Below are 19,582 nucleotides of genomic sequence, written 5' to 3'. Positions count from 1 at the left end.
TACGTTCCTTCGTATTGCTCCCGCAACTGCTGACTGAGGGTGCCTCTCATGCCCGTATCGCGCCTGCCTATCGCCATGCTCCTGCTGCTGGTGGCACTTCAGCCCGCACGTTCGTTCGCGGCCGATGCTGCTCTGATCGCCCACCCGGCGGAAGTGAAGTTGCAGGGGAACTTCGCCCGCGCCCAGCTGGTCGTCGTCGAAGCGGATAGTAGCAGCGGCGCACAGGTCACGCGCAAGAGCAACGACATCTCGTCGCTGGCCAAGTACGAATCGTCCGATCCGGCAGTCGTCACCGTGTCCGCTGCTGGGCAATTGCGAGCTATGAAAGATGGCAAGGCGAAGATCAAGGTTTCTCAGGGCTCGCGCACGATTGAGGTCCCGGTAACGGTGGCTGGCATCGTCGAGCAGCCCGACGTGCAATACCTCGAACAGATTCGCCCCATCCTTGCCAAGAACGGCTGCGCCATGGCGGCCTGCCATGCGGCCCAGCACGGTCAGGGTGGCTTCAAGCTGTCGGTCTTTGGCTTCGAGCCCGACAAAGACCGCGAAGCCATGGTTCGCGACTCGATTGGTCGCCGCGTCAGCCTCGTCGACCCCGAACAAAGCCTGATGCTTCTCAAGCCGACGATGCAAACGCCCCACGGCGGTGGCCGCCGGCTGGAGAAGGACTCTGTCGATTACCAAATGCTCGTCGCCTGGATTCAAGGTGGTGCTGCCAAGCCCGCTAAGACCGAAAATGCCGTCACCAAGTTGCACGTCTTCCCCAAAGAACGACTCGGCCAGGTTGGCATGTCGCAGCAGTTGCGCGTGGAAGCCGAATATGCCGACGGCCAGCGGCACGACGTGACGCATTGGGCCAAGTTCGATTCGCTCGACGATGGCGTTGCCAGTGTCACCCGCGACGGACTTGTGACCACGATTGGCAAGGGCCAGGGTGGCGTGATGGTCCGCTTCGAAGGGCAGGCCGATACCACCCTCTTTGTCATTCCGTATGCCGAGACGGTCGAACTGGCCGACTGGAAAGACAACAACGACATCGACAAGCTTGCCGTCACCAAGTTCCGTGAGTTAGGCATCGAACCGTCGCCGCTGTGCGACGATGCCACGTTCCTTCGCCGCGCATCGCTGGACTCCATCGGCACGCTTCCCTCGCCGGAAGAAACGCGGGCCTTCATCGATTCGCAGGATCCGGACAAGCGAAAGAAGCTCGTCGACCGACTGCTGGGACTAACGGGCGATCCGGCCCAAGACATCTACAACGATGCTTACGCGGCCTATTGGTCGCTCAAGTGGTCCGACCTGCTGCGCAACACGAGTGCCAGTCTCGGTGAGCAGGGGATGTGGTCGATGCACAACTGGATTCGCGAATCGTTCCGCACGAACAAACCGTTCGATGGTTTCGTCCGCGAATTGATCACGGCCCGCGGTTCGCTCTATAGCGTGGGGCCAGCCAACTACTTCCGCATTCATCGCGATTCCTCAGCCCTCGCCGAATCGACGGCGCAGTTGTTTCTCGGCGTGCGAATGGAATGTGCCAAGTGCCATCACCATCCGTTCGAGAAATACAGCCAGGAAGATTACTACGGGCTCGCAGCCTTCTTCTCGCGCGTAGGCACGAAGACCAGCGAAGAATTCGGCCTCTTTGGCGGTGAGCAAGTCGTCGTCGTGCGCGATACGGGTGATGTGAAGCATCCTCGCACCAACGCCCTGATGAAGCCCAAGGCCCTCGAAGCGGCCGAGATGGAACATCCGCTCGATCGCCGCATGCCGCTGGCCGATTGGCTAACAAGCAAAGACAACGCCTACTTCGCCAATAACGTGGTGAATCGCTACGTCGCCTATCTGCTCGGCCGCGGGCTGGTTGAGCCCGTCGATGATCTCCGCTCGACGAACCCACCCAGCAATCCCGCGCTGATGGAAGCTCTCTCGAAGAAGTTCGTCGAGAGTAACTTCAACCTAAAGCATCTCATGCGCGAGATCATGAACTCGCGGCTGTATCAACTCGACTCGCAGCCCACCAAGAGCAATGCCGCCGATACCGTTTTCTACAGCCACTTTGCAGTGAAGCGTCTTACGGCTGAGCCGCTGGTGGATGCCCTCGACCGCGTGACGCTGGTGCAAACGAAGTACAAGAACCTGCCGCTCGGCACGCGGGCCATTGAACTTCCCGATGCCGAATACGCCGATTACTTCCTGGCCACCTTCGGCAAGCCAAAGCGGGTCAGCGTGTGCGAATGCGAACGGCCCCTCGACCCCAGCCTGGCGCAAGCCTTACATACGCTCAATGGCGATACGCTGGCGAGCAAGATTTCGGACAAGCAGGGACGAATTGCCAAGCTGATTAAGGCGAAGAAGTCGCCGGCTGAAATTGTCGAAGAGATTTATCTCGCCACGCTCAATCGCCTCCCCTCAGCTGCGGAACGCACGCAAGCGGAGGAGTTCCTCACCGAGCACGATAACGCCGAAGAGGTCTACCAGGATTTGCTCTGGGCGATTATCAACAGCAAACAGTTCTTGTTCATTCATTAGGATCGTTCGCCGCATGGACGCTGGAAAAACGCAGACCTGGTCGCTCACCTGGTCGATCGCGCTGCTGGTTGCTTCGAATTTCTTCATGCTCAGCGCTTGGTACCTGCACCTGAAGTGGGACTTCCTCAAGAGCAAGACGCTGGTGGTGATCATCCTCATCAGCTGGGGCATCGCCCTGTTCGAATACATCCTGCAAGTTCCCGGCAATCGCTACGGCCATGCGGCGGGGATGAACTTCGGCCAGCTGAAGATTCTGCAGGAAATCATCACGCTGGGCGTGTTCGTGCCGGTCTCGTTTTGGATGCTCGGCGAACCGCTCAAGTGGAACTATCTGGCCGCTGCCGGTTGCATGGTGGCGGCGGCATACTTCGTCTTCAGCACCGGCTTCTCGCAAGTGAAGTGAAGACCTCTAATCGGCTGCTCGCTGCTGGGTCGATTCAATTGCAAAGAGCAGGCCGCGGGCTTTGTTGAGCGTCTCTTGATACTCGCTGGTGGGATTACTATCGGCCACGATGCCCGCCCCTGCTTGGACGTAAGCCTGGTTCCCTTGCACGACGAGCGTGCGGAGCGCGATGCAGGTATCCATGTTGCCGGCATAGTCGATGTACCCCACCGCGCCGGCATAAGGCCCGCGGCGATGCGGTTCGAGTTCGTCGATGATTTCCATCGCTCGCACCTTTGGCGCGCCGGAAACAGTTCCTGCCGGCAGACACGCCTTGAGCGCATCGAAGGCATCGAGTTCTGGGCGCAATTCGCCGGTCACATTCGAGGTAATGTGCATCACGTGGCTGTACCGCTCGATGACCATGACGTCCGACAACTTCACGCTGCCGAACTGCGCGACGCGGCCCACGTCGTTGCGCCCCAGGTCGACGAGCATCACATGCTCGGCCCGCTCTTTGGGATCGGCCATCAATTCTTCGGCCAGCCGTTTATCGGCTTCATCAGTTTCGCCACGCGGACGAGTACCTGCCAAGGGGCGAACCGTCACGCGGCCGTCGTAGACGCGGCACATGATCTCGGGCGAACTACCGACGAGAGTCGTCTCCGGTGTACGCAGGAAAAACATGAACGGGCTGGGGTTCACGACCCGCAACGTGCGATAGACTTCGAACGGCTCGCAGTTCAATTCCAGCTGCAATCGCTGGCTAAGCACGACTTGAAAGATATCGCCCGCGCGAATGTACTCGACACACTTTCGCACGGCATCTTCAAAGCCCTGCTGCGTGGTGTTCGAACGAAATTGCAAGCTCAGCTTTTTGAGCGGGTGAATATCGGCGGGGGGCAATGGCGCGGGCTGCGATAGCTTGGCAACCCATTCATCGACACGCGACTGGGCGTCCTCATAAGCGGCGGCAAAGTTGCCGGCAAACTTATCGACGCGGGCCATCGCAATGACATAGAGCGTCTTGTTGACGTTGTCGAACACGACCATCCGGTCGACCAGGCCAAAACAGAGGTCGGGCAGGTGCCGATCGTCTTGCGGCGGATGCTTAAGCGTCTTCTCGACGTAGCGCACCACGTCGTACGCGCAGTAGCCAATCGCCCCGCCAGTGAATGGCGGCAACTCTGGCAAGTGTGCAGCGGGAAACTCAGCCAGGCGGCGACGCAGTTCCAGCAGTGGATCTTCGAGCGTGAGCGTCTCTTCCCCCTGCTCGCTCGTGATCTTCACTTGCTGGCCACGAGCAGTCAGCGACAAGAAGGGAGCCATCGCCAGGAAGGTATAGCGGCCGACCTTTTCGCCGCCGATCACACTTTCGAACAACGAGGCATAGCCGCCGTCGTCGAGCAAATGAAACGCGCTCACGGGTGTGAGGGAATCGCTTAACAGCCGGCGATAAACGGGAACCAGTTTCTTGCCGGCAGCCAACTTTTCGGCCGTAGGCATTTCGGGCAGATGAGGCGAGTTGTGCATGGAAAATATCTTAGCAGACGATCATTTCGGCGGGATTGGGGTTAGGAAGGGAAGACGCGGTGGCGGGTGGAGTGTTCGCGCGGAGGTCGGGCAAGAAACGAGCAAGCCCCGCGTGGTGGGCGGGGCTTAGAGGTTTTGGATTGTAGAGGTGACTTAGTTGATTGAGCTGCAGCCCCTCTCCCTGGAGTACCGAGGCGAGGGAGTAGAGATAGGGAAGACTAGAGTGGGAATTCGTCTTCGGCAGCGTTCTTGCCGTAGATGGGCATGTGGCGGTAGTAGACTTCGAGAATCATGGTGGCCATCGACGTGCAGTAGAGTCGGCCGCCACGTTCGGTGCCGTGATCGCCCTTCATGGCCCAGCTACCCTTCATGTGGCCGTCCTTCTCTTGCGACTTCACGAGCGAGTCGCGCATCTTGACGTTCCACTTGTCCCAATGTTCCCCTTCGTAGTGACGCATGCACTGGGTGGCGTAGTAGTTGTAGTACATGTTGCCCGGAGAAGGGCCGGTTTTGCTGAGGTATTCGATCCCCTTTTCGATGCCCGGGTGATCTTTCTTCCAGCCCAGGTACATGCGGCAAAGCATGCCGATGGCCGTGGTGGCTTGCCCGCGACCTGGATCGGTGTAGCCGTAGTAAGCGTAGTCGCTCATCACCGAGTCGAGGAACTTGTTCGCGCCGACGATCGTTCCCGGCGGCACTTGCAGGTAAGCCATGTGACCGCTCTTGAGAGCCATCAACTGCCAACCTACGACCGAGGTATCGCCCGGGGTGCGGACACCATACCGCCAACCGCCACCAACGGGGTCTTGAGCGTAGACGATGTGATTGAGCGACAACTGGGCCGGCATCATCAGCCCCTTGTCGTGCGTCATCGCGTAGGCTTCGCACAGCACGATCGCGGCCATACCGTGCGAATACATGCTGCCGCCACCTTGAGCGAGGTCGCCGCACTGCAGACCCATCTGGGTCTTGACCTTCATCTGCTGGGTAAGGAAGTACAGGCCAGCTTCGACGTTCTTCTTGTACTTACCCGTTTTGTGGGTTTGACCGGCACCGAGAAATGGCAACAGCGCTTGAGCGGTCGCACCGGTGCGGCAATCGGTCAGGGTGCCAGCGTGATTGCAACGAGCATTGCAGGGTCCAACGCGGTGATCGTAGTTCCAGCCGCCATCCGGCATTTGATGATTAGCCAGCCATTCCAGAGCAGCAGCGACGGCTGCTTCGCTGGCGTCGTTGCCGCCGGCTTTGGCCACCATGGCACCACGGGCTGCTTCACCACGACCAGCGACGCCGGTGCCGGTGAAGGAACCAATCGTGGCCATCAAGTCGTTCTTAGGAGCGGTTTGCTCGCCGAAGTCGCTCAATTCGACCGAGATTGGGGCCGCGTCGACGTCCATCGCTGGCGAAGGAGTTTCGACCGCTTCGGTCATTTCGGTGGCAACTTGCGCCACGATGTTCGTCTGTTCGGTAGATACAGTCTGGTCCAGATTGAGTTCAACCTTCTCTTCTTCAAACTCCTCGACCTTTTCTTCTTTGGGGGTCGGGGCCGAGTTCACCGCGATCGATTTGCTGTTATCTGGCGGTGGTGGGACGACCATGAGTGCCATGATCACGAGCACCACAAAGTGAACCACAAAGCTCACCAACGAGCTGGTCATCTTGTTGAAAAAGCCAGACCCTAGGCCACTACTGGCAACTTCCTCTTCGGCGGCCTCTTCTTCAGCAGCGGGCTGGGCAGGGGCCGGTTGAGCTGGCATCGCTTGGGAGACTGGTGCCGAGGCCAAAGCGCGAGCGCGCGGAGCATTGCCAGGAGCGGGAGAGCTGGGCGATGTCGTGCTCATTCTTCTTAACTCCGTCCACCGAACCGAAATTCAAGGAAAAAAGCAGGGAGAAAGTTCGGTTTGTGAATGTATTCAGGGGGACTTACCGCTTGCCTGGTCACACTTTACGGCGACCCGAAGTGCGTAAACCATGCAGCATCAGCTACTAAGCTATCCGCTTTTCCGGCAAACGCAAGGAAGAAAAATCGACAGGTTTGTCGCTTTTCTTGCCATACCCATAACGTTCCAAAACCCATTCGGTACTCACCCTGCGAATTATTCCCCGGGCCGGTGCGGAAAATTCCGGTTGCAGCGACCTCAAATGCCACCCTTTTCATGAAGTTTCGTTACCAGTTGCTCGCATCTTTTTCAGGCGACAGATAAGCTGGACGTTGGTCGCAGCCCTTCGCTTTGCTCGTCCAGGCAACCATCTCTTCTGTTCAAGTTCTTTGCACCATGCCTGAATTCATCCACTCAGAACGCTCGCCCAAAGCCCTCAAGTCCACTCGACAGAAGGCCCGTCGGCTGCTGTTTGAAGACCTCGAATTGCGTCAACTCATGGCCATCTTGGGGCTGGGAGTGGCAGGAGACTCTTGGAGTGATGACCAGTACGCTGGGCAGAATTACGATCCTAATGGGACTGTGAATTTCGCACAGAACTGGGTCGACTTGCTCCGCTTGAAAAAGGGGGTCGATGTAGGCTCTCCCGGACCCTTCCTTCCTACTACCGAGAACCCATTCGAGCATCGTGGCCAAGGAACTGCGTTCAATTGGGCCTCGAGTGTTTCCACGACCCTCGAACTTCTGCTGCAATCGCAGGATATCGGCATCATCGATCAGTATGCCGAGGGCGATCTCAGTCACGCGGTGCTGATGGTCGGCAATATCGATCTGCAGCCCAATTCGCGAACCACCCTCAGCAACGACGACTTCAAGGACGCGTACGCCAAGATTTATCTCGGTGAATATCAGAACGCCAGCGAAATCGATCAGTACGTCATTCAGGCGATTACCTCGAACATCGAAGGTGCTCTGTCGACGCTCACTTCGGTAGCGACCAAAACCATCCTCACGACTATTCCCGATCCCGGCGTCACTCCTCACGCCCGCGCAGAATTTCCTGATGCTTCCAAGCGCGGTCTGGTGACAGCCGTCATCAACACCATCAACACTCGGATCAAGCAGATCGGCGCGAAATATCACGTGCCGGTGGTCGATCTGGCAAAACTGTCCGAAACCATATTCGGCACCAGTCTCGCCCCCATCACGACTCGCAACATCGGCGGTCGCATCTTCGATAACGCCGCGGGCAACGCCAAAACGAATCTCTTTGTGAACGAGGTGGGCACCACAAACGAGGCCAACCTTCCGCACACGGTTTATCAGGCCTACATCGCCAACGCGATTATGGAAGGCCTGAACGTCGGCTATGGCGAAAACCTGACGAAGTTCACCGAGCAAGAAATCGTCACCATGGCCGGCCAAACGTACGGCGGCACCAACACGTTCCCCGTCAATTATCGGAGCCTGGTGACGCTGCCGCCGGTGACGGTGTTCGTCGACTTCGGTAAAGATTCGAGTCCGAGCGATGACTTCAACGAGCGGATGCGCGAAGTGGCTACCGCGCGCGGCATCCCCCAGCTCTCGTCTACGACTGGCGGCGAGTTGGCCACGCTCAAGGCCAACATTTTGACGCGGCTGCAGAACGCCTTTCCGGGCGTGACGATCAATTTCACCAGCGTCGCACCCGGCGATACTCGCTTCGAGACGATCAAGGTCGGCAAGATCTCAGCCAGCGTGCCGGGTGCCCTGACGAGCCCCTTGGGTCAAGGCGAATTCGACTGGTTGAACATTAACGAAGCCAGCATCGGGCACGTTTTTCCGGACTTAATCAAGCAAAGCCTCGACGGCCTGAATCTCAGCACCTTGACCCGCGCCAATCAGCTCCGCTTTTTGGAGAACATCCTCACGTTCTATATCGCTCAAGAAGCCGGCCGCGGCCTGGGCTTGAGCAGCAGCGATGCTTACGGCTATTCGCAAATCACCAGTGCAAATTATGCCAACACTGGGGGCGTTCAGTATCAGGACTTCATGTCTGGCGACCCCGCGTTGGGGTTTAGCATGTCGACGTTTAACGGAACTCCCACGTTCAAGTTCTCTCCTTTGGCACTCGCCAAGTTGCAAATGGGGCATTGGCTTAATACCTCGACCATTGCCACGGTTCCTGAAGTAGGCACAGCTCACGCCACGACTGCCACCGCTCAGGTAGTCCCTTTGACAACAACCAGCGGCAGCGCGAGCTTCAAGGTCGGTGTGGTCCAGGGAGCCACGATTGGCGTCGGCGGCCAGAAGGATCTGTACAAACTGACCTTGGCGGCCAACGACAAAATCACCGCGCAAACGTTTGCTACCGAGGTGTATGGAGAGACTGTCCCGCTAGCCATCGATACGGTCATCAAGATTTTCGCCGCCGATGGCACCACGCTGCTGTACGAAAGCGATAACACGCTACTGGGCAATAACTCGATCGGCCAGAACGGCACGACCAAGGTCGACGATGATTCGTTCGTGACCAACTTCGTCGTCGCGACGGCCGGTGACTATTACGTCGAAGTGACGGCCAAATCCGGCGCCACGGGCACCTACGACCTGCTGCTGGGCGCCACCCTTAACAACGCGTTTCCCTGGCAAAATCCCACCAATGCGTTAAACGTTAACAACAGCACCGGCAACAATGTCATCACCGCCTTCGATGCCCTGGAAATCATCAACGAACTGAATTCCCCGCGGATTGCCGATCCCATTACCAAGCTCTTGCCAGCACCGGGCCCCAGCGGGCCGCCACCTTATCTCGACGTCTTTGCCGATGGCCGCGTCACCGCTTTCGACGCGCTCCCCATCATCAATTACTTAAACGCGAATCCGGTTGGCTCGGTCGTCGCGCCAGAGTTTGTCCCGTCCGCAGGCGAAGATACTAGTTCGTTCGATGTGGCCCCAGGGCTGCTCAGCAACTCGTCGACAAACAGCGGCTCCGCTGGTGAAGAAACCAGCGCGAACCAGGTTTTCCTGCCACTCGATCCAGCAGCAGAACTCCTGCTCCTGAATTCCTATGTAGCCTCGAACAGCAGTGGCGAAGACATCGAAGTCTCGCACAGCGAAGCAGCTGACATCGCCCTCGCCGAGCTACTGGCTGAAGCGGAATAATGCCCGCAGGTCCGGCCTCGCCTCTATGGCGTGAAGATTGGTAAAAAGTTATTCGGCATCTGCAGGATGATGCAGGCCATAGCGGTGCCGAATTCGGGGCAGACTTCACTATCGGCCCAGCTGCCGTCGCCCGATTGACGCTTGAGAAGCAGGTCGCGAATGGCTGGATACCACTTGGTCCAGTAGTCGCCGCCGGCATGCCACATCGCTTGCACGGCGTAGTAATGGCCGTAGAAGAAATAGCCACTCGCGCTCGCGCTGCTGCCGGGCATGTACCTCAACAAGTACTTGAGCGCCTTCTCGACCTGGTCGCCATCGTAGATGCCCGCGCTATAGAGCGAGACCACGCCAGCTGCCGTTAGCGGGAAAGTGCTGCCGCCGCCATGACTGATTTGATAGCGGAAGCCGCCGTCGCTGTTCTGGCTTTTCTTGACATACTCGATGCACTTATTGCGCACCGGATCGGGGACGTGAATGCCAGCATCGCGGGCCGCTCGTAGCCCCATGATGTTGCAGATGGTGATCGACAGATCGGCGTCGCTCTTGCGCGGCTCGTAGCGCCAGCCCCCCGCATCGTTTTGGCATTCGCAGGTTAGCTTGACCGCCTTGCGCAGCTTTTCGCCGACGGTGGCATCGAGGTCGGGGCGATCGGACATGCCGTAGTATTCGGACAGAAAGAGCGTGCCGAAGCCGTGGCCGTACATATTGTCCTGGCCATGGTTGGGCTGCGAGATGTAGCCCACGTCGGAAACGCACGTGCAGAGGAACTCGGCACAGCGATCAATATTCTTGCCAAACGGCCCCTGCCCAGGAGCACTGCCGCTGCACATCATCGCCAGTCCGCCGAGACTGCAAACCGCGACGCCACCTTGATAGCCAGACTGCCCGAACGCACCCTTGTGCGTGCCGGAACCGACTTGCCGTTTGGCCAGCCAGGTGAGCGCGCGATCGACCGCTCGCTGCGTTTCGGGCGTGAGCGTTTCGCTGGCTCGTTCGGTGGCGGGTGCTTGAGCCTGCGCGGCCCGAGCGGCGACAAGCGCGAGCGCTGAAGCAGACCCGGTAGCAAGAAATCGACGACGACTAGCGACTTGCATGGTCTGGCACCTTGCATGACAACCGCAGCGGGCAAGAGCGGACAGGAGCGGCGTTCCCATAAGACGAGCCCTCGCCGAGCGGCAGTCGCATTATCACTGAAAGCCAGCGCGGGCGGAAGAGTGAAGGTGGGAAGGGACCAGAGGCTGGGAATTGGGAATTGGGGGTTCGGGAGAGAAGAACATTCATCAGGCGCGAACTCGTTCTGTATTTACTCCGTATTTCCCTAGCCCCTAGCCCCTAGCCCCTAGCCCCTAGCCCCTAGCCCCTAGCCCCTAGCTCCTAGCTCCCGCAGCACCAGGTCCCTCACTGCCGTCAGTGCCAAGTCCTGGCCAGGATCCGGTCCATCGCCAATGAGAATGGGGCGATGGTCGGCCGTGGGCAAGCCATGACTGCCGCGAATGAGTCCCGGATCGACGGGGACGATATCGAACAGCGCACGAAAGCCGAGTTTCTTCTGGGCCAGACGAAACGCAGCGCGCCCCTTGGGCCAGATGAGCTTCGGATCGAACAACATTTCGCACGGGTCGTAGCCCGGCTTGCGGTGGATATCGATCGTGCGGGCATAATCGGGCTCGTGGCGCTCGTCGAGCCAGAACGGATACGCGAACCAACTATCTGAATTGGCCATCGCGACAAGTTCACCGGCGCGAGGATGATTCAGCCCAATCGCTGCCCGCTCTTCGCCGGCATATACCTTGGCCACACCGGGCAGCGCGGCGACAAGTTCGCGCGTGCGTGTCAGGTCGGCGGCATGTTTGACGTAAATGTGTGCGACTTGATGATCGACCACGGCAAACGCCCGGCTGAGAAACGTTTCGAGAATTTCGCCGAAGGGCCCAGGTCGAACGGCAAGCAAACCGGCCTCGCGCAATTTGCGGTTGATGAGCAAGGGCTGCTGCACATCGACCAGGCCGTACTCACTGACGACCCACACGCGGGCCCCGGCCCGTTTCGCCGCGTCGAGCAGCGGCTCACAAGCATCGTCCAGTTCGCGCACCAGCCGCGGCATATCGCTTCCTGAAGGGCCGAACCGCTGCGGGTCGTAATCGAGATGTGGCAAATAGACGAGCGATAAATCGGGTCGCTCGCTCGTCAGGACTTCAGCTGCCGCCTGGGCAATCCAGGCACTACTCGGCAAACCCGCCATCGGTCCCCAGAAGGCGGGAAACGGGAACGCTCCGAGCTTCTTTTCCAATCTCGCCGAGAGCCCGTCCGGGGTGCCGGTGATACCAAACGCTTTACTCCCATCCGCGCCGTAATACGGTTTCGGCGTGACACTCAGTTCGCAGTCCGATCCCTGATTGAACTGCCAGAACAACTTCGCGGCGCGAAACTTCTCGCCCCGCGCCTCGGCTGCCTTGCGCGCGGTGGCGTACAAGGGCTCTGCTTGGATGAGGCTATTCGACTGCTGCCAAAACCGCACCTCTTGTGTTTCGCGATAGAGCCAGCCATTTCCCACCACGCCATGCTGTTCGGGCTGCACTCCTGTGAGAATCGTCGCCTGAGCGGAGCACGTCACCGCCGGCACAATCTCTCGCAGTTCGCGCGTCCAACCTTTCGCCGCCAGCTCATTCAACCGGCGCGCGCCCCCCAGCAGCTTCTTCGTCAGACCGACAGCCAGAATCAAGACCAGGGGTGGGGGCACAGGCACCTCAACATTTTCAAATCAGCAACAACACGTCGGATGATAGTCGCCCCCCACCCAACTCGCCACGCTGGTTAACTCACTTGCAGCGCGCCGTGTCTTGAGTACCAGGCGGAGCCAGTCCAGCTAGAATGGGACGATGAGATTGCTCTACCCGCTGAAGTATGTGCCGGCCATCGTCAGTTGTTTGTTGCTGATTTTGTGGTGCGTGAGCCTGGTCGCCGAGGTTGGCTACTTTCATCGGACGCTTCGTCACGGGCCGCGGGTGCGCGGTTATCTCGGCTTCGCCCGCGGTTCCCTCGTGTACTCGATCTATCCTTACCTGGAGTTGATTCCGCAGGATGGCGGGCTGGTCGCACAGCGTTTGCCCGGGCCGATTAATCTCCGCCGCAGTTTGGGCTATTTCCAATATCAACGGCATCCCTGGTTGGTCACCGCTATTCCCATTTGCTGGGTACTCACCGCGTTGCTGCCGCTCGCCATCGGCCCCTGGTATCGCTATCGCTTTGCCAGCTGGATGTACTTCGCCTGGACCGCGCTCATCGCCGGGCAAGCGGCCTATTTCGCGACCAGGATGTAAGGCGGAATTAGTGCTCGCAGGGCTGTTTCGCGCGGGTAGAATCGGGCGTATGTTCGGACTCGGACCCAATTACCTCGAAGTGTTTGCTCCCCTGGCGGCAATTTACGTTTGGCAGCGACTCTTCGTTAGCAACGGGCGATGTTCACTTTTGTCGCTGCTGATTCTGCTGACCGGCATTGCCCTGTGGTTGACGCTGTTTCGTCCTTGGGATCGTGGCGCGACCTTCTAGCGTTGGTGGAACTCGGTAGATACCTGTGATGGACAAACCGCGCTCTACCGCCGCGCCGATTTTCGCAGCCATCTTGTTGCTGCTGCCAGTGCTGTACGTGGGCAGCTATTTGGCACTGGTCGTTCCCGATGGCAGGCTCACTATGCCCGCACCTGGAAGCGGGCTGATGGGATTCAGGTGCCACTATCGTCTCGACAGTGACATTGTGCTTCCCACACTATTTTGGCCCATTGAGCAGATCGACAGGAAAGTGAGACCGGCAGCTTGGCCGCAAGAGGATTTTTCGTTTCATCATTTTCGGTGATGACCAGAATAGTCATCCAAAACCGGACACCACCTCCAAACCCGTCGCGTTGACCCTATTTCGCCAGCTTTGCTATACTCGCCCGCTTCGGATGTGTTCAGGCAGCAGGCTTCACGCGCGCCGCATGGGCGGCACGAGCGATGAATTTACGGAGGCACGAGGATGGCATCGGCAACTCTTCCCGCAGGCATTAAGACCGATATCACCCAGTGCATCGGCAACACGCCCCTTGTGCAGCTGCGGCGCGTGACCGAGGGTTGCGTGGCGACCGTGGTCGGCAAGATCGAGAACATGAACCCGCTCTGGAGCGTGAAAGACCGGATTGCCCGGGCCATGATCGAAGCGGCCGAACGCGACGGCAAAATCAAGCCGCACACCGTCATCATCGAACCGACCAGCGGTAACACGGGCATTGGACTCGCTTATGTCTGCGCAGCCCGGGGCTACAAGCTGGCGGTTACGATGCCCGAAAGCATGACGGTCGAACGTCGCCGCCTGCTGAAGGCGCTGGGGGCCGAAATCATTCTCACTCCGGCGGCCGAAGGAATGCCCGGCGCCGTGCGTCGTGCGGAGGAGATCGCCAAGAGTGATCCCAACAAGTACTTCGTGCCACAGCAGTTCAACAATCCGGCCAATCCCGAAGTTCACCGCAAGACGACCGCCGAAGAGATCTGGCGCGATACCGACGGCCAGGTCGACATTCTCGTTTCGGGCGTGGGGACCGGCGGCACCATTACTGGCGTCTCGGAAGTGCTCAAGTCGCGCAAGCCCAGCTTTAAGGCGATCGCGGTCGAGCCGGCCAACAGCCCGGTGATCACCCAAAAGCGCGAAGGGAAGCCACTGCAGCCCGGCCGCCACACGATTCAAGGGATCGGCGCGGGCTTCATTCCCGGCGTGCTGAACGTGAACATTATCGACGAAGTCGTGCAGGTGAAAGACGAAGACGCCGCCGAGACCGCGCGCAAGATGTCGACACAAGAAGGCATCTTCTGCGGCATCAGTTGCGGTGCTGCCGCCTGGGCTGCGATTCAAGTGGCCAAGCGCCCCGAAAACACCGGCAAGCTAATCGTCGTTGTCCTCCCCGACCTGGGCGAGCGATACTTGTCGACGCAGTTGTACCCAGAATAAACCCAGAAGTAAGAACGCAGAATGCAAAAGTAAAGGCATGGTACCTTTACTTCTGTCTCGGAACTCAAGACTTCGAAATCTAAACATCCCCACCCCGCGAGCCCACCATGTTATCTGTTGAAGCCCTGCAGAAGCTGACGAAATTTGATACCCCGACCATCTGCAACGTGATTGAGCTGTTCGATGTGATTCCGCGCAATCTGGGTTACATGGATGGCCGCGTGAAGTGCAATTTTCCGGAGTTTCCGCCGGTCATCGGCTACGCCTGCACCGCCGCATTTCGCAGCGATGCTCCACCCAAGGGTGGCGATGCCTACGGCAGTTTGCAAAAGCAGCTGGAACAGTTCGCCGCGTTGCCCGGGCCAGCGATGGTCGTGTTTCAAGATCTCGACGATCCACCGGCAGCCGCCGTGTTCGGCGAAGTGATGTGCTCGACCTATCAGGCCTTCGGTTCGGCCGGCCTCATCACCAATGGCGCGGGACGCGACCTGGAGCAAGTGAAGGCGCTCAAGTACTCCGTCTTCACCGGCTCGTCGATTTGCTCGCACGGTTACTGCCACATGCTGCACCTGGGTTTGCCGGTGCGAGTCGGCGGATTGATGGTGAATCAAGGGGATCTGCTGCACGGTGACGCCAACGGCGTGACCAGCATTCCGCTGGAGATCGCGGGCGAGATTGCCGATGTCGCGACCGAATTCCTCGCTGCCGAAGACATTGTGATGAACTACACCAAAGCCCCCGGCCCGAAGAATATGGGCGAATACGACAAGCTCCGTAAAGAATTCCAAGCTGTTGCCGCCGCGCTGGGCAAGCGAGTTTCGCGGAAGAAGTAAACGCCGAGCGGCCTATGGATTTCAATCCGTATGAATCACCGAGTTCAATTCCATGCGCAAAGCGTGCATGGATTATTTGGAGATGGCCGACGTTTACGATCGTCGAAGTGTTGATTGGAATGTTGATGCTTGCGATGCTGCTCCAATGGATAGTTCCATCACCTGAAGAGCGGATGAGGCGACGGCGTCGAACCTCGCGACCAACATTGGAAAGAGTGAACGGAGCTGGTGCACCACCCGTCGTGCAAACTCGCGGATTTGATCCCGCTCAGTACCCTAGATAAGCTGGAATTGGCCGAAACAATCTGCCAGGACCAATCTCATGAGCAGTGCGCAATCTCCCAACACTTCCAATTGGCCCGCAGAGTTCGCGCACGAACTGGCCGTGCAAAAGGCCAAGACCGCCGCGCTCGAGCTGGAACTTGTGCAGCTGCGCGAGCAGTTGAAGAAACATGCCGGGAACGAGTCGCAGCTCGATTTGGTGAGCGAAGAGGCCATTGCCGAATCGCTGCGCGTCGCGCGCGAGATGTTCGGCAACGAACCTTCGATTGAAGTCCTCGTCGATCCCGAAATGCCTGAGTTTCCATTCCTCGTGGTAACCGTGAAGGGTGCGGGAACAACTGCGGAGTTACTGGAGAAGCGACTGGAATGGCATCGACGAGTTGAGCCCATGTTTGCTGGCCCATTCAACTATCCCAGACTAAGTGTGGTGTTTGATTGAGATGGATCCTCAGGAATTCGTCACCTTCGCCGGGCGTGTTGTTGGCACCTCGCTAGGCAAACGGGTTTTGCCGACGAAGTAGCGATGCTGGGTAGGCGAATGGATCTAAATCCCTATGAGTCGCCCGCGGAACCGAGCGAGAACGCGACTCCACAACGAAGGTCTCTGGGGCCGGTCTCCACGTTCGCAATCTCGGCCGTTTTGGTTTTTCTGTTATTTATGCCAACCCTGTGCTCGTTCCGAGCCCTTCGCAACAGTTCCCGACCGCCCGAGCCTGATCCAGTCAACTCTCAAATACCGCTAACCGAAATCGCTCCCTTCGAAACTCCTGCACCCGCAAGACCCGATTCGGAAAATGAGCCCATGCGCGAACCTCTTTAGTCGCTTCAACCATTTTCGCCCGGTGCATAACCCGCAAAATCCGGCAATTGCTAGCTGGCGGTTGGCCCGCTTTCAGTAGCTTCGATCTTGGGTTTCGCCTAGAATCAGGTAGAGTGGATGAATTCTCGGGCCGCGAGCTGCGGCATGCGGGGATGCCCTGTTTTCGCGGTGAGGAATGTCGCTATGAATGACCTGAAGGCACGCCCCTTCGGCCCGCTGGTCGCGTTTGGTTTGCTCGCCAGCTGGCTACTCCCTCTGACTTCGTCAGCAGCGGTCGCTTGCCCGTTCTGTAGCGCCACCGCGCAAACATTCTCGGAAGAAATGGCCTCGATGGACGTTGTCGCCATCGCCAAGCTGGTTCACCTACCGCCGCCGAGTGACAACTCGAGCGAAGAGCTGGCGAAAGCCAAGTTCGAAATCACGGAAATCGTGAAAGGCGAAAAGTCTGCCCGCGTGGGCGACAAGATCGACACGATCTACTTCGGCGATGGCAAACCCGGCAGCGTCTTCCTGGTCATGGGCATCGATCCGCCCAAGACCATGTGGTCGACCCCGCTGCTCCTCTCGCCCCGCGCACAAGATTACATCGGCAAGATCACCAAGTTGCCCAAAGACGGCAACGAGCGATACATGTTCTTCCAAAATTACTTGGAAGACAAAGACGACATGCTGGCTCGCGATGCCTACGACGAATTCGCCAAGGCACCCTACACGACCATCAAGGATCTTAAGCCCCACATGAATCACGAGCAGCTTGTCTCGTGGATTCAAAATGCCGATATCCCCGCAAGTCGTCGCCGGTTGTACCTGGTGATGCTCGGCGTCTGCGGCACCAAAGACGATCTCCCCATGCTCGAAGCGGCGATGAAGTCGACCGATCGCAAATCCCGTTCGGGGCTCGACGCGCTCATCGCCTGCTACCTCACGCTCAAGGGCGAGACTGGCATGGAACTGGTCGAAGACCTGTATCTGAAGAACAAAAAGTCGGACTATGCCGATACCTATTCCGCCATCATGGCCCTTCGCTTTCATGGCACCGAAGGTGGCGTGATTAAGAAAGAGCGCTTGCTCGTCGGGCTTAAGTACATGCTCGATCGGCCCGAACTGGCCGACCTGGTGATTCCCGACCTCGCGGGCTGGGAAGATTGGTCAGCCGTCGACCAGCTGTTCGAGCTGTTCAAGAATGCCGACGAGAAGAGCACCTGGGTCCGCGTGCCGGTGATTAATTACCTGCGCAAGTGTCCGCTGGCCAAGGCGAAGGATCTGCTCAAAGAATGCGAGAAGATCGATCCCGCTTCGGTGAAGCGGGCCAATACGTTCTTCCCCGGCGATCCCGCCCCCGCGGTTCCCGATCCGAAGAAAGCGGCCATGATCCCCGCGCTCGATGCGAAAACCAATGGCGAAACGGCCACCGCGTCTTACGAAGTGCCGGTTCCCCCGGCCGACGACCAGGAAATCAACGCGCAGGAAGTGGCCAAGGCCGTGCAATCGGCAGAAACAGCCGCCGTGGTGAACAAGGGTGCACCGCCGGCCGCAGCAATTCGGGCAATTCCGCTCGCCTCGCCGAACCGTTGGCTGTTGATCAGCGTACCGTGGGGTATCGGTCTGGTCATGTTCGTGGTGCAATGGTGGGTGCTGCGCGGTTTGGGTTAGTAGTTGGTTTGGGACCGATCATGAGTACGAGTGCCGTGATTTCGAACGTATCGACTGAACAGACAGCTGCGAATGCAGCAAATTCAGCCAAGCCGAATTCCCCAGCGCTTTCGCCTCTCTATGGCGACGAAGCCGAGATGATGCCCTACCGCGCGCTCAGTCGCAGCGCTGTGGTGTCGGTTGTCTTGGCAGTCGTATCGCTCTTGGGCTACTTGTTCGAACCCATGCTGGTGGTTGCCTTGGCCGGCTTAGTGATGGGCTTGATCGCCTTGCAGGCGATTCGCCGCTATCCGCTGGAATACACGGGGCGCGGCGTGGCACTCTTTGGCGCGGTGCTCAGCGGATTGATCTTCGTCTCCGGCGCGGCGATGCACACTTACATCTACTTCACCGAACTTCCCGAAGATCACATCCGCCTCAGCTTTAGCAAACTTCAGCCCGATTACATCAACGAGCCTGAACGCGCTTTTCCGGCCAGTGCGCTGGAATTGAACGGCAAGAAAGTCTTCGTCAAAGGCTACACGCACAAGTTCATCGCCCAGATGGGTAAGGTCGATCATTTCATCCTGGTGCCGGACCTGGGAGAATGCTGCTTCGGCGATAAGCAGACCAAGCCGACGCACATGATCGAAGTGAAAGTGACCGATCCGCGCTACAAAGTGAAGTACGCACTACGCCGCTTGAAGCTGGCAGGCGAGTTCACTGCCTCGGAGGTGCCCGACCAGAGTTTGGGTGTGGGGACCGTCTATTACCACCTGAAGGCCAACAAGATCGAGTAGTTTAGCTCCCGTCCTGCGCGCAGCGAGCGAAAGGATCACTTCACTCTGCGGCAAATGGCCGTTTTTGGCCCTGGATGAAGACGCGCCGTCGCGATATTCTGGATGTTTGGCTACACACCTCGTTTGGCAGACATTTGGGCTCGATGAATTACGGCATTATCCATCACGTGGTATTTGAAAAGGGTTTCGGCTTCATTCGGCCGGATCGCGGGCCCGATATCTTCTTTCCTGCAGTGGCTGTGCAAGACGGGCGGTTCGACTTTATCCAGCCCGAACAGCCGGTAAAGTACGAACTCGAACGAGTCTCGATCGAAGATCGCGAAGCGCGTAAGACCCCTTCGCGCGGTCCTAGGGCCACGATCGTCGTCTTGATCGACAAGATCCCCGGCGGCGAATTGCCCCCGCTGCCCGATACCATGCGCGCCAAACATCATCCCAAGTCGAAGGGGCGCAAAGCGACTTGGAAGCGGAAGATCGAAGTCGGGCAGGAAATGCCCAAGCCCTTGCCCGAGATTCGCCCGATTGAACCGTTGCCGGGCGAATTGCCCACGGATGACGTCTCGGCTGCGGATACATTGCCCGCAACTCCACCCACCGAGTAAGCCCGCTCCGTGTGAGTCCCGCCGGTTAAAGTGAAGTCGAACCGCGGCTCGTCAAGAAATTGACGAAGCTGCTCGAAGATCCCATCCGCGGCAGCGACCTTGGCTTGAGGAACGCAAGCAGGCGGCTCCCGCGCGGAGTAAACTGTTGCCAGCCCAGCAGCAGG

General features: G+C 58.6%; 15 protein-coding genes. 11 read left to right on the top strand and 4 right to left on the bottom strand.

Annotated features, from left to right (window positions below; translation table 11 throughout):
• Positions 1 to 48 precede the first annotated feature (48 nt).
• Both ETAA8_RS33980 and ETAA8_RS33975 read left to right on the top strand, forming a co-directional pair.
• A complete protein-coding gene (locus ETAA8_RS33980; RefSeq protein WP_202921441.1) occupies positions 49 to 2,529 on the top strand; it encodes a DUF1549 domain-containing protein in 2,481 nt (826 codons plus the stop codon).
• Between the two features lie 13 nt (positions 2,530 to 2,542).
• Positions 2,543 to 2,932 (top strand): DMT family protein, encoded by a 390-nt coding sequence (locus ETAA8_RS33975; RefSeq protein ID WP_145099876.1) that lies wholly within the window; start codon positions 2,543 to 2,545, stop codon positions 2,930 to 2,932.
• Between the two features lie 6 nt (positions 2,933 to 2,938).
• On the opposite strand, the gene trpE is transcribed toward ETAA8_RS33975, so the two are convergent.
• Positions 2,939 to 4,444, bottom strand: a complete 1,506-nt coding sequence (gene trpE, locus ETAA8_RS33970; protein WP_391484801.1) for an anthranilate synthase component I — start codon at positions 4,442 to 4,444, stop codon at positions 2,939 to 2,941.
• A gap of 218 nt (positions 4,445 to 4,662) precedes the next feature.
• Entirely contained in the window at positions 4,663 to 6,285 is a 1,623-nt protein-coding gene (locus ETAA8_RS33965; RefSeq protein WP_145099873.1) for a prenyltransferase/squalene oxidase repeat-containing protein, read from the bottom strand.
• A gap of 435 nt (positions 6,286 to 6,720) precedes the next feature.
• On the opposite strand from ETAA8_RS33965, the gene ETAA8_RS33960 reads away from it, so the two are divergent.
• Positions 6,721 to 9,468, top strand: coding sequence for a dockerin type I domain-containing protein (locus ETAA8_RS33960; RefSeq protein WP_145099870.1), 2,748 nt, complete (start codon positions 6,721 to 6,723; stop codon positions 9,466 to 9,468).
• 23 nt (positions 9,469 to 9,491) lie between these two features.
• On the opposite strand, the gene ETAA8_RS33955 is transcribed toward ETAA8_RS33960, so the two are convergent.
• Entirely contained in the window at positions 9,492 to 10,562 is a 1,071-nt protein-coding gene (locus ETAA8_RS33955; RefSeq protein WP_145099867.1) for a prenyltransferase/squalene oxidase repeat-containing protein, read from the bottom strand.
• A gap of 266 nt (positions 10,563 to 10,828) precedes the next feature.
• On the bottom strand, positions 10,829 to 12,208 hold the full coding sequence (locus tag ETAA8_RS33950) for an alkaline phosphatase family protein (RefSeq protein ID WP_238397637.1): 1,380 nt from the start codon (positions 12,206 to 12,208) through the stop codon (positions 10,829 to 10,831).
• 139 nt (positions 12,209 to 12,347) lie between these two features.
• Between ETAA8_RS33950 and ETAA8_RS33945 the strand changes: the two genes are divergently transcribed.
• From ETAA8_RS33945 to ETAA8_RS33910, 8 genes are all read left to right on the top strand, one after another.
• Positions 12,348 to 12,788: a hypothetical protein gene (locus tag ETAA8_RS33945; protein ID WP_145099860.1), complete on the top strand. Its 441-nt coding sequence runs from the start codon at positions 12,348 to 12,350 to the stop codon at positions 12,786 to 12,788.
• A gap of 49 nt (positions 12,789 to 12,837) precedes the next feature.
• Positions 12,838 to 13,017 carry a hypothetical protein gene (locus ETAA8_RS33940; protein WP_145099857.1) on the top strand — a complete coding sequence of 60 codons (180 nt, stop codon included), beginning with the start codon at positions 12,838 to 12,840 and terminating at the stop codon, positions 13,015 to 13,017.
• Positions 13,018 to 13,483: 466 nt separating this feature from the next.
• The gene (gene cysK / locus ETAA8_RS33935; RefSeq protein WP_145099853.1) at positions 13,484 to 14,449 is read left to right on the top strand and encodes a cysteine synthase A; all 966 of its coding nucleotides are present in this window, start codon (positions 13,484 to 13,486) and stop codon (positions 14,447 to 14,449) included.
• Positions 14,450 to 14,556: 107 nt separating this feature from the next.
• Positions 14,557 to 15,282: an RraA family protein gene (locus tag ETAA8_RS33930; protein ID WP_145099850.1), complete on the top strand. Its 726-nt coding sequence runs from the start codon at positions 14,557 to 14,559 to the stop codon at positions 15,280 to 15,282.
• Between the two features lie 322 nt (positions 15,283 to 15,604).
• Entirely contained in the window at positions 15,605 to 16,003 is a 399-nt protein-coding gene (locus ETAA8_RS33925) for a hypothetical protein (protein ID WP_145099848.1), read from the top strand.
• 564 nt (positions 16,004 to 16,567) lie between these two features.
• Positions 16,568 to 18,037 (top strand): hypothetical protein, encoded by a 1,470-nt coding sequence (locus ETAA8_RS33920; protein ID WP_202921440.1) that lies wholly within the window; start codon positions 16,568 to 16,570, stop codon positions 18,035 to 18,037.
• 20 nt (positions 18,038 to 18,057) lie between these two features.
• Positions 18,058 to 18,816 carry a DUF4190 domain-containing protein gene (locus tag ETAA8_RS33915; RefSeq protein ID WP_145099845.1) on the top strand — a complete coding sequence of 253 codons (759 nt, stop codon included), beginning with the start codon at positions 18,058 to 18,060 and terminating at the stop codon, positions 18,814 to 18,816.
• 74 nt (positions 18,817 to 18,890) lie between these two features.
• Positions 18,891 to 19,418, top strand: a complete 528-nt coding sequence (locus ETAA8_RS33910; protein ID WP_145099842.1) for a cold-shock protein — start codon at positions 18,891 to 18,893, stop codon at positions 19,416 to 19,418.
• Positions 19,419 to 19,582 lie beyond the last annotated feature (164 nt).

The organism is Anatilimnocola aggregata, assembly GCF_007747655.1.
In the GTDB taxonomy this organism is placed as follows: domain Bacteria; phylum Planctomycetota; class Planctomycetia; order Pirellulales; family Pirellulaceae; genus Anatilimnocola; species Anatilimnocola aggregata.
Note: the sequence above shows the minus strand (reverse complement) of the source record. Positions and strands in the feature narration are given on the sequence as shown.

Excerpts from the sequence above, each read along its gene's own strand:
- ETAA8_RS33910 (WP_145099842.1), top strand. The coding sequence starts at position 18,891 with ATGAAGACGCGCCGTCGCGATATTCTGGATGTTTGGCTACACACCTCG.
- cysK (WP_145099853.1), top strand. The coding sequence starts at position 13,484 with ATGGCATCGGCAACTCTTCCCGCAGGCATTAAGACCGATATCACCCAG.
- ETAA8_RS33945 (WP_145099860.1), top strand. The coding sequence starts at position 12,348 with ATGAGATTGCTCTACCCGCTGAAGTATGTGCCGGCCATCGTCAGTTGT.
- ETAA8_RS33955 (WP_145099867.1), bottom strand. The coding sequence starts at position 10,562 with ATGCAAGTCGCTAGTCGTCGTCGATTTCTTGCTACCGGGTCTGCTTCA.
- ETAA8_RS33915 (WP_145099845.1), top strand. The coding sequence starts at position 18,058 with ATGAGTACGAGTGCCGTGATTTCGAACGTATCGACTGAACAGACAGCT.
- ETAA8_RS33940 (WP_145099857.1), top strand. The coding sequence starts at position 12,838 with ATGTTCGGACTCGGACCCAATTACCTCGAAGTGTTTGCTCCCCTGGCG.
- trpE (WP_391484801.1), bottom strand. The coding sequence starts at position 4,444 with ATGCACAACTCGCCTCATCTGCCCGAAATGCCTACGGCCGAAAAGTTG.
- ETAA8_RS33930 (WP_145099850.1), top strand. The coding sequence starts at position 14,557 with ATGTTATCTGTTGAAGCCCTGCAGAAGCTGACGAAATTTGATACCCCG.
- ETAA8_RS33980 (WP_202921441.1), top strand. The coding sequence starts at position 49 with ATGCCCGTATCGCGCCTGCCTATCGCCATGCTCCTGCTGCTGGTGGCA.
- ETAA8_RS33920 (WP_202921440.1), top strand. The coding sequence starts at position 16,568 with ATGAATGACCTGAAGGCACGCCCCTTCGGCCCGCTGGTCGCGTTTGGT.
- ETAA8_RS33975 (WP_145099876.1), top strand. The coding sequence starts at position 2,543 with ATGGACGCTGGAAAAACGCAGACCTGGTCGCTCACCTGGTCGATCGCG.
- ETAA8_RS33965 (WP_145099873.1), bottom strand. The coding sequence starts at position 6,285 with ATGAGCACGACATCGCCCAGCTCTCCCGCTCCTGGCAATGCTCCGCGC.
- ETAA8_RS33925 (WP_145099848.1), top strand. The coding sequence starts at position 15,605 with ATGAGCAGTGCGCAATCTCCCAACACTTCCAATTGGCCCGCAGAGTTC.
- ETAA8_RS33960 (WP_145099870.1), top strand. The coding sequence starts at position 6,721 with ATGCCTGAATTCATCCACTCAGAACGCTCGCCCAAAGCCCTCAAGTCC.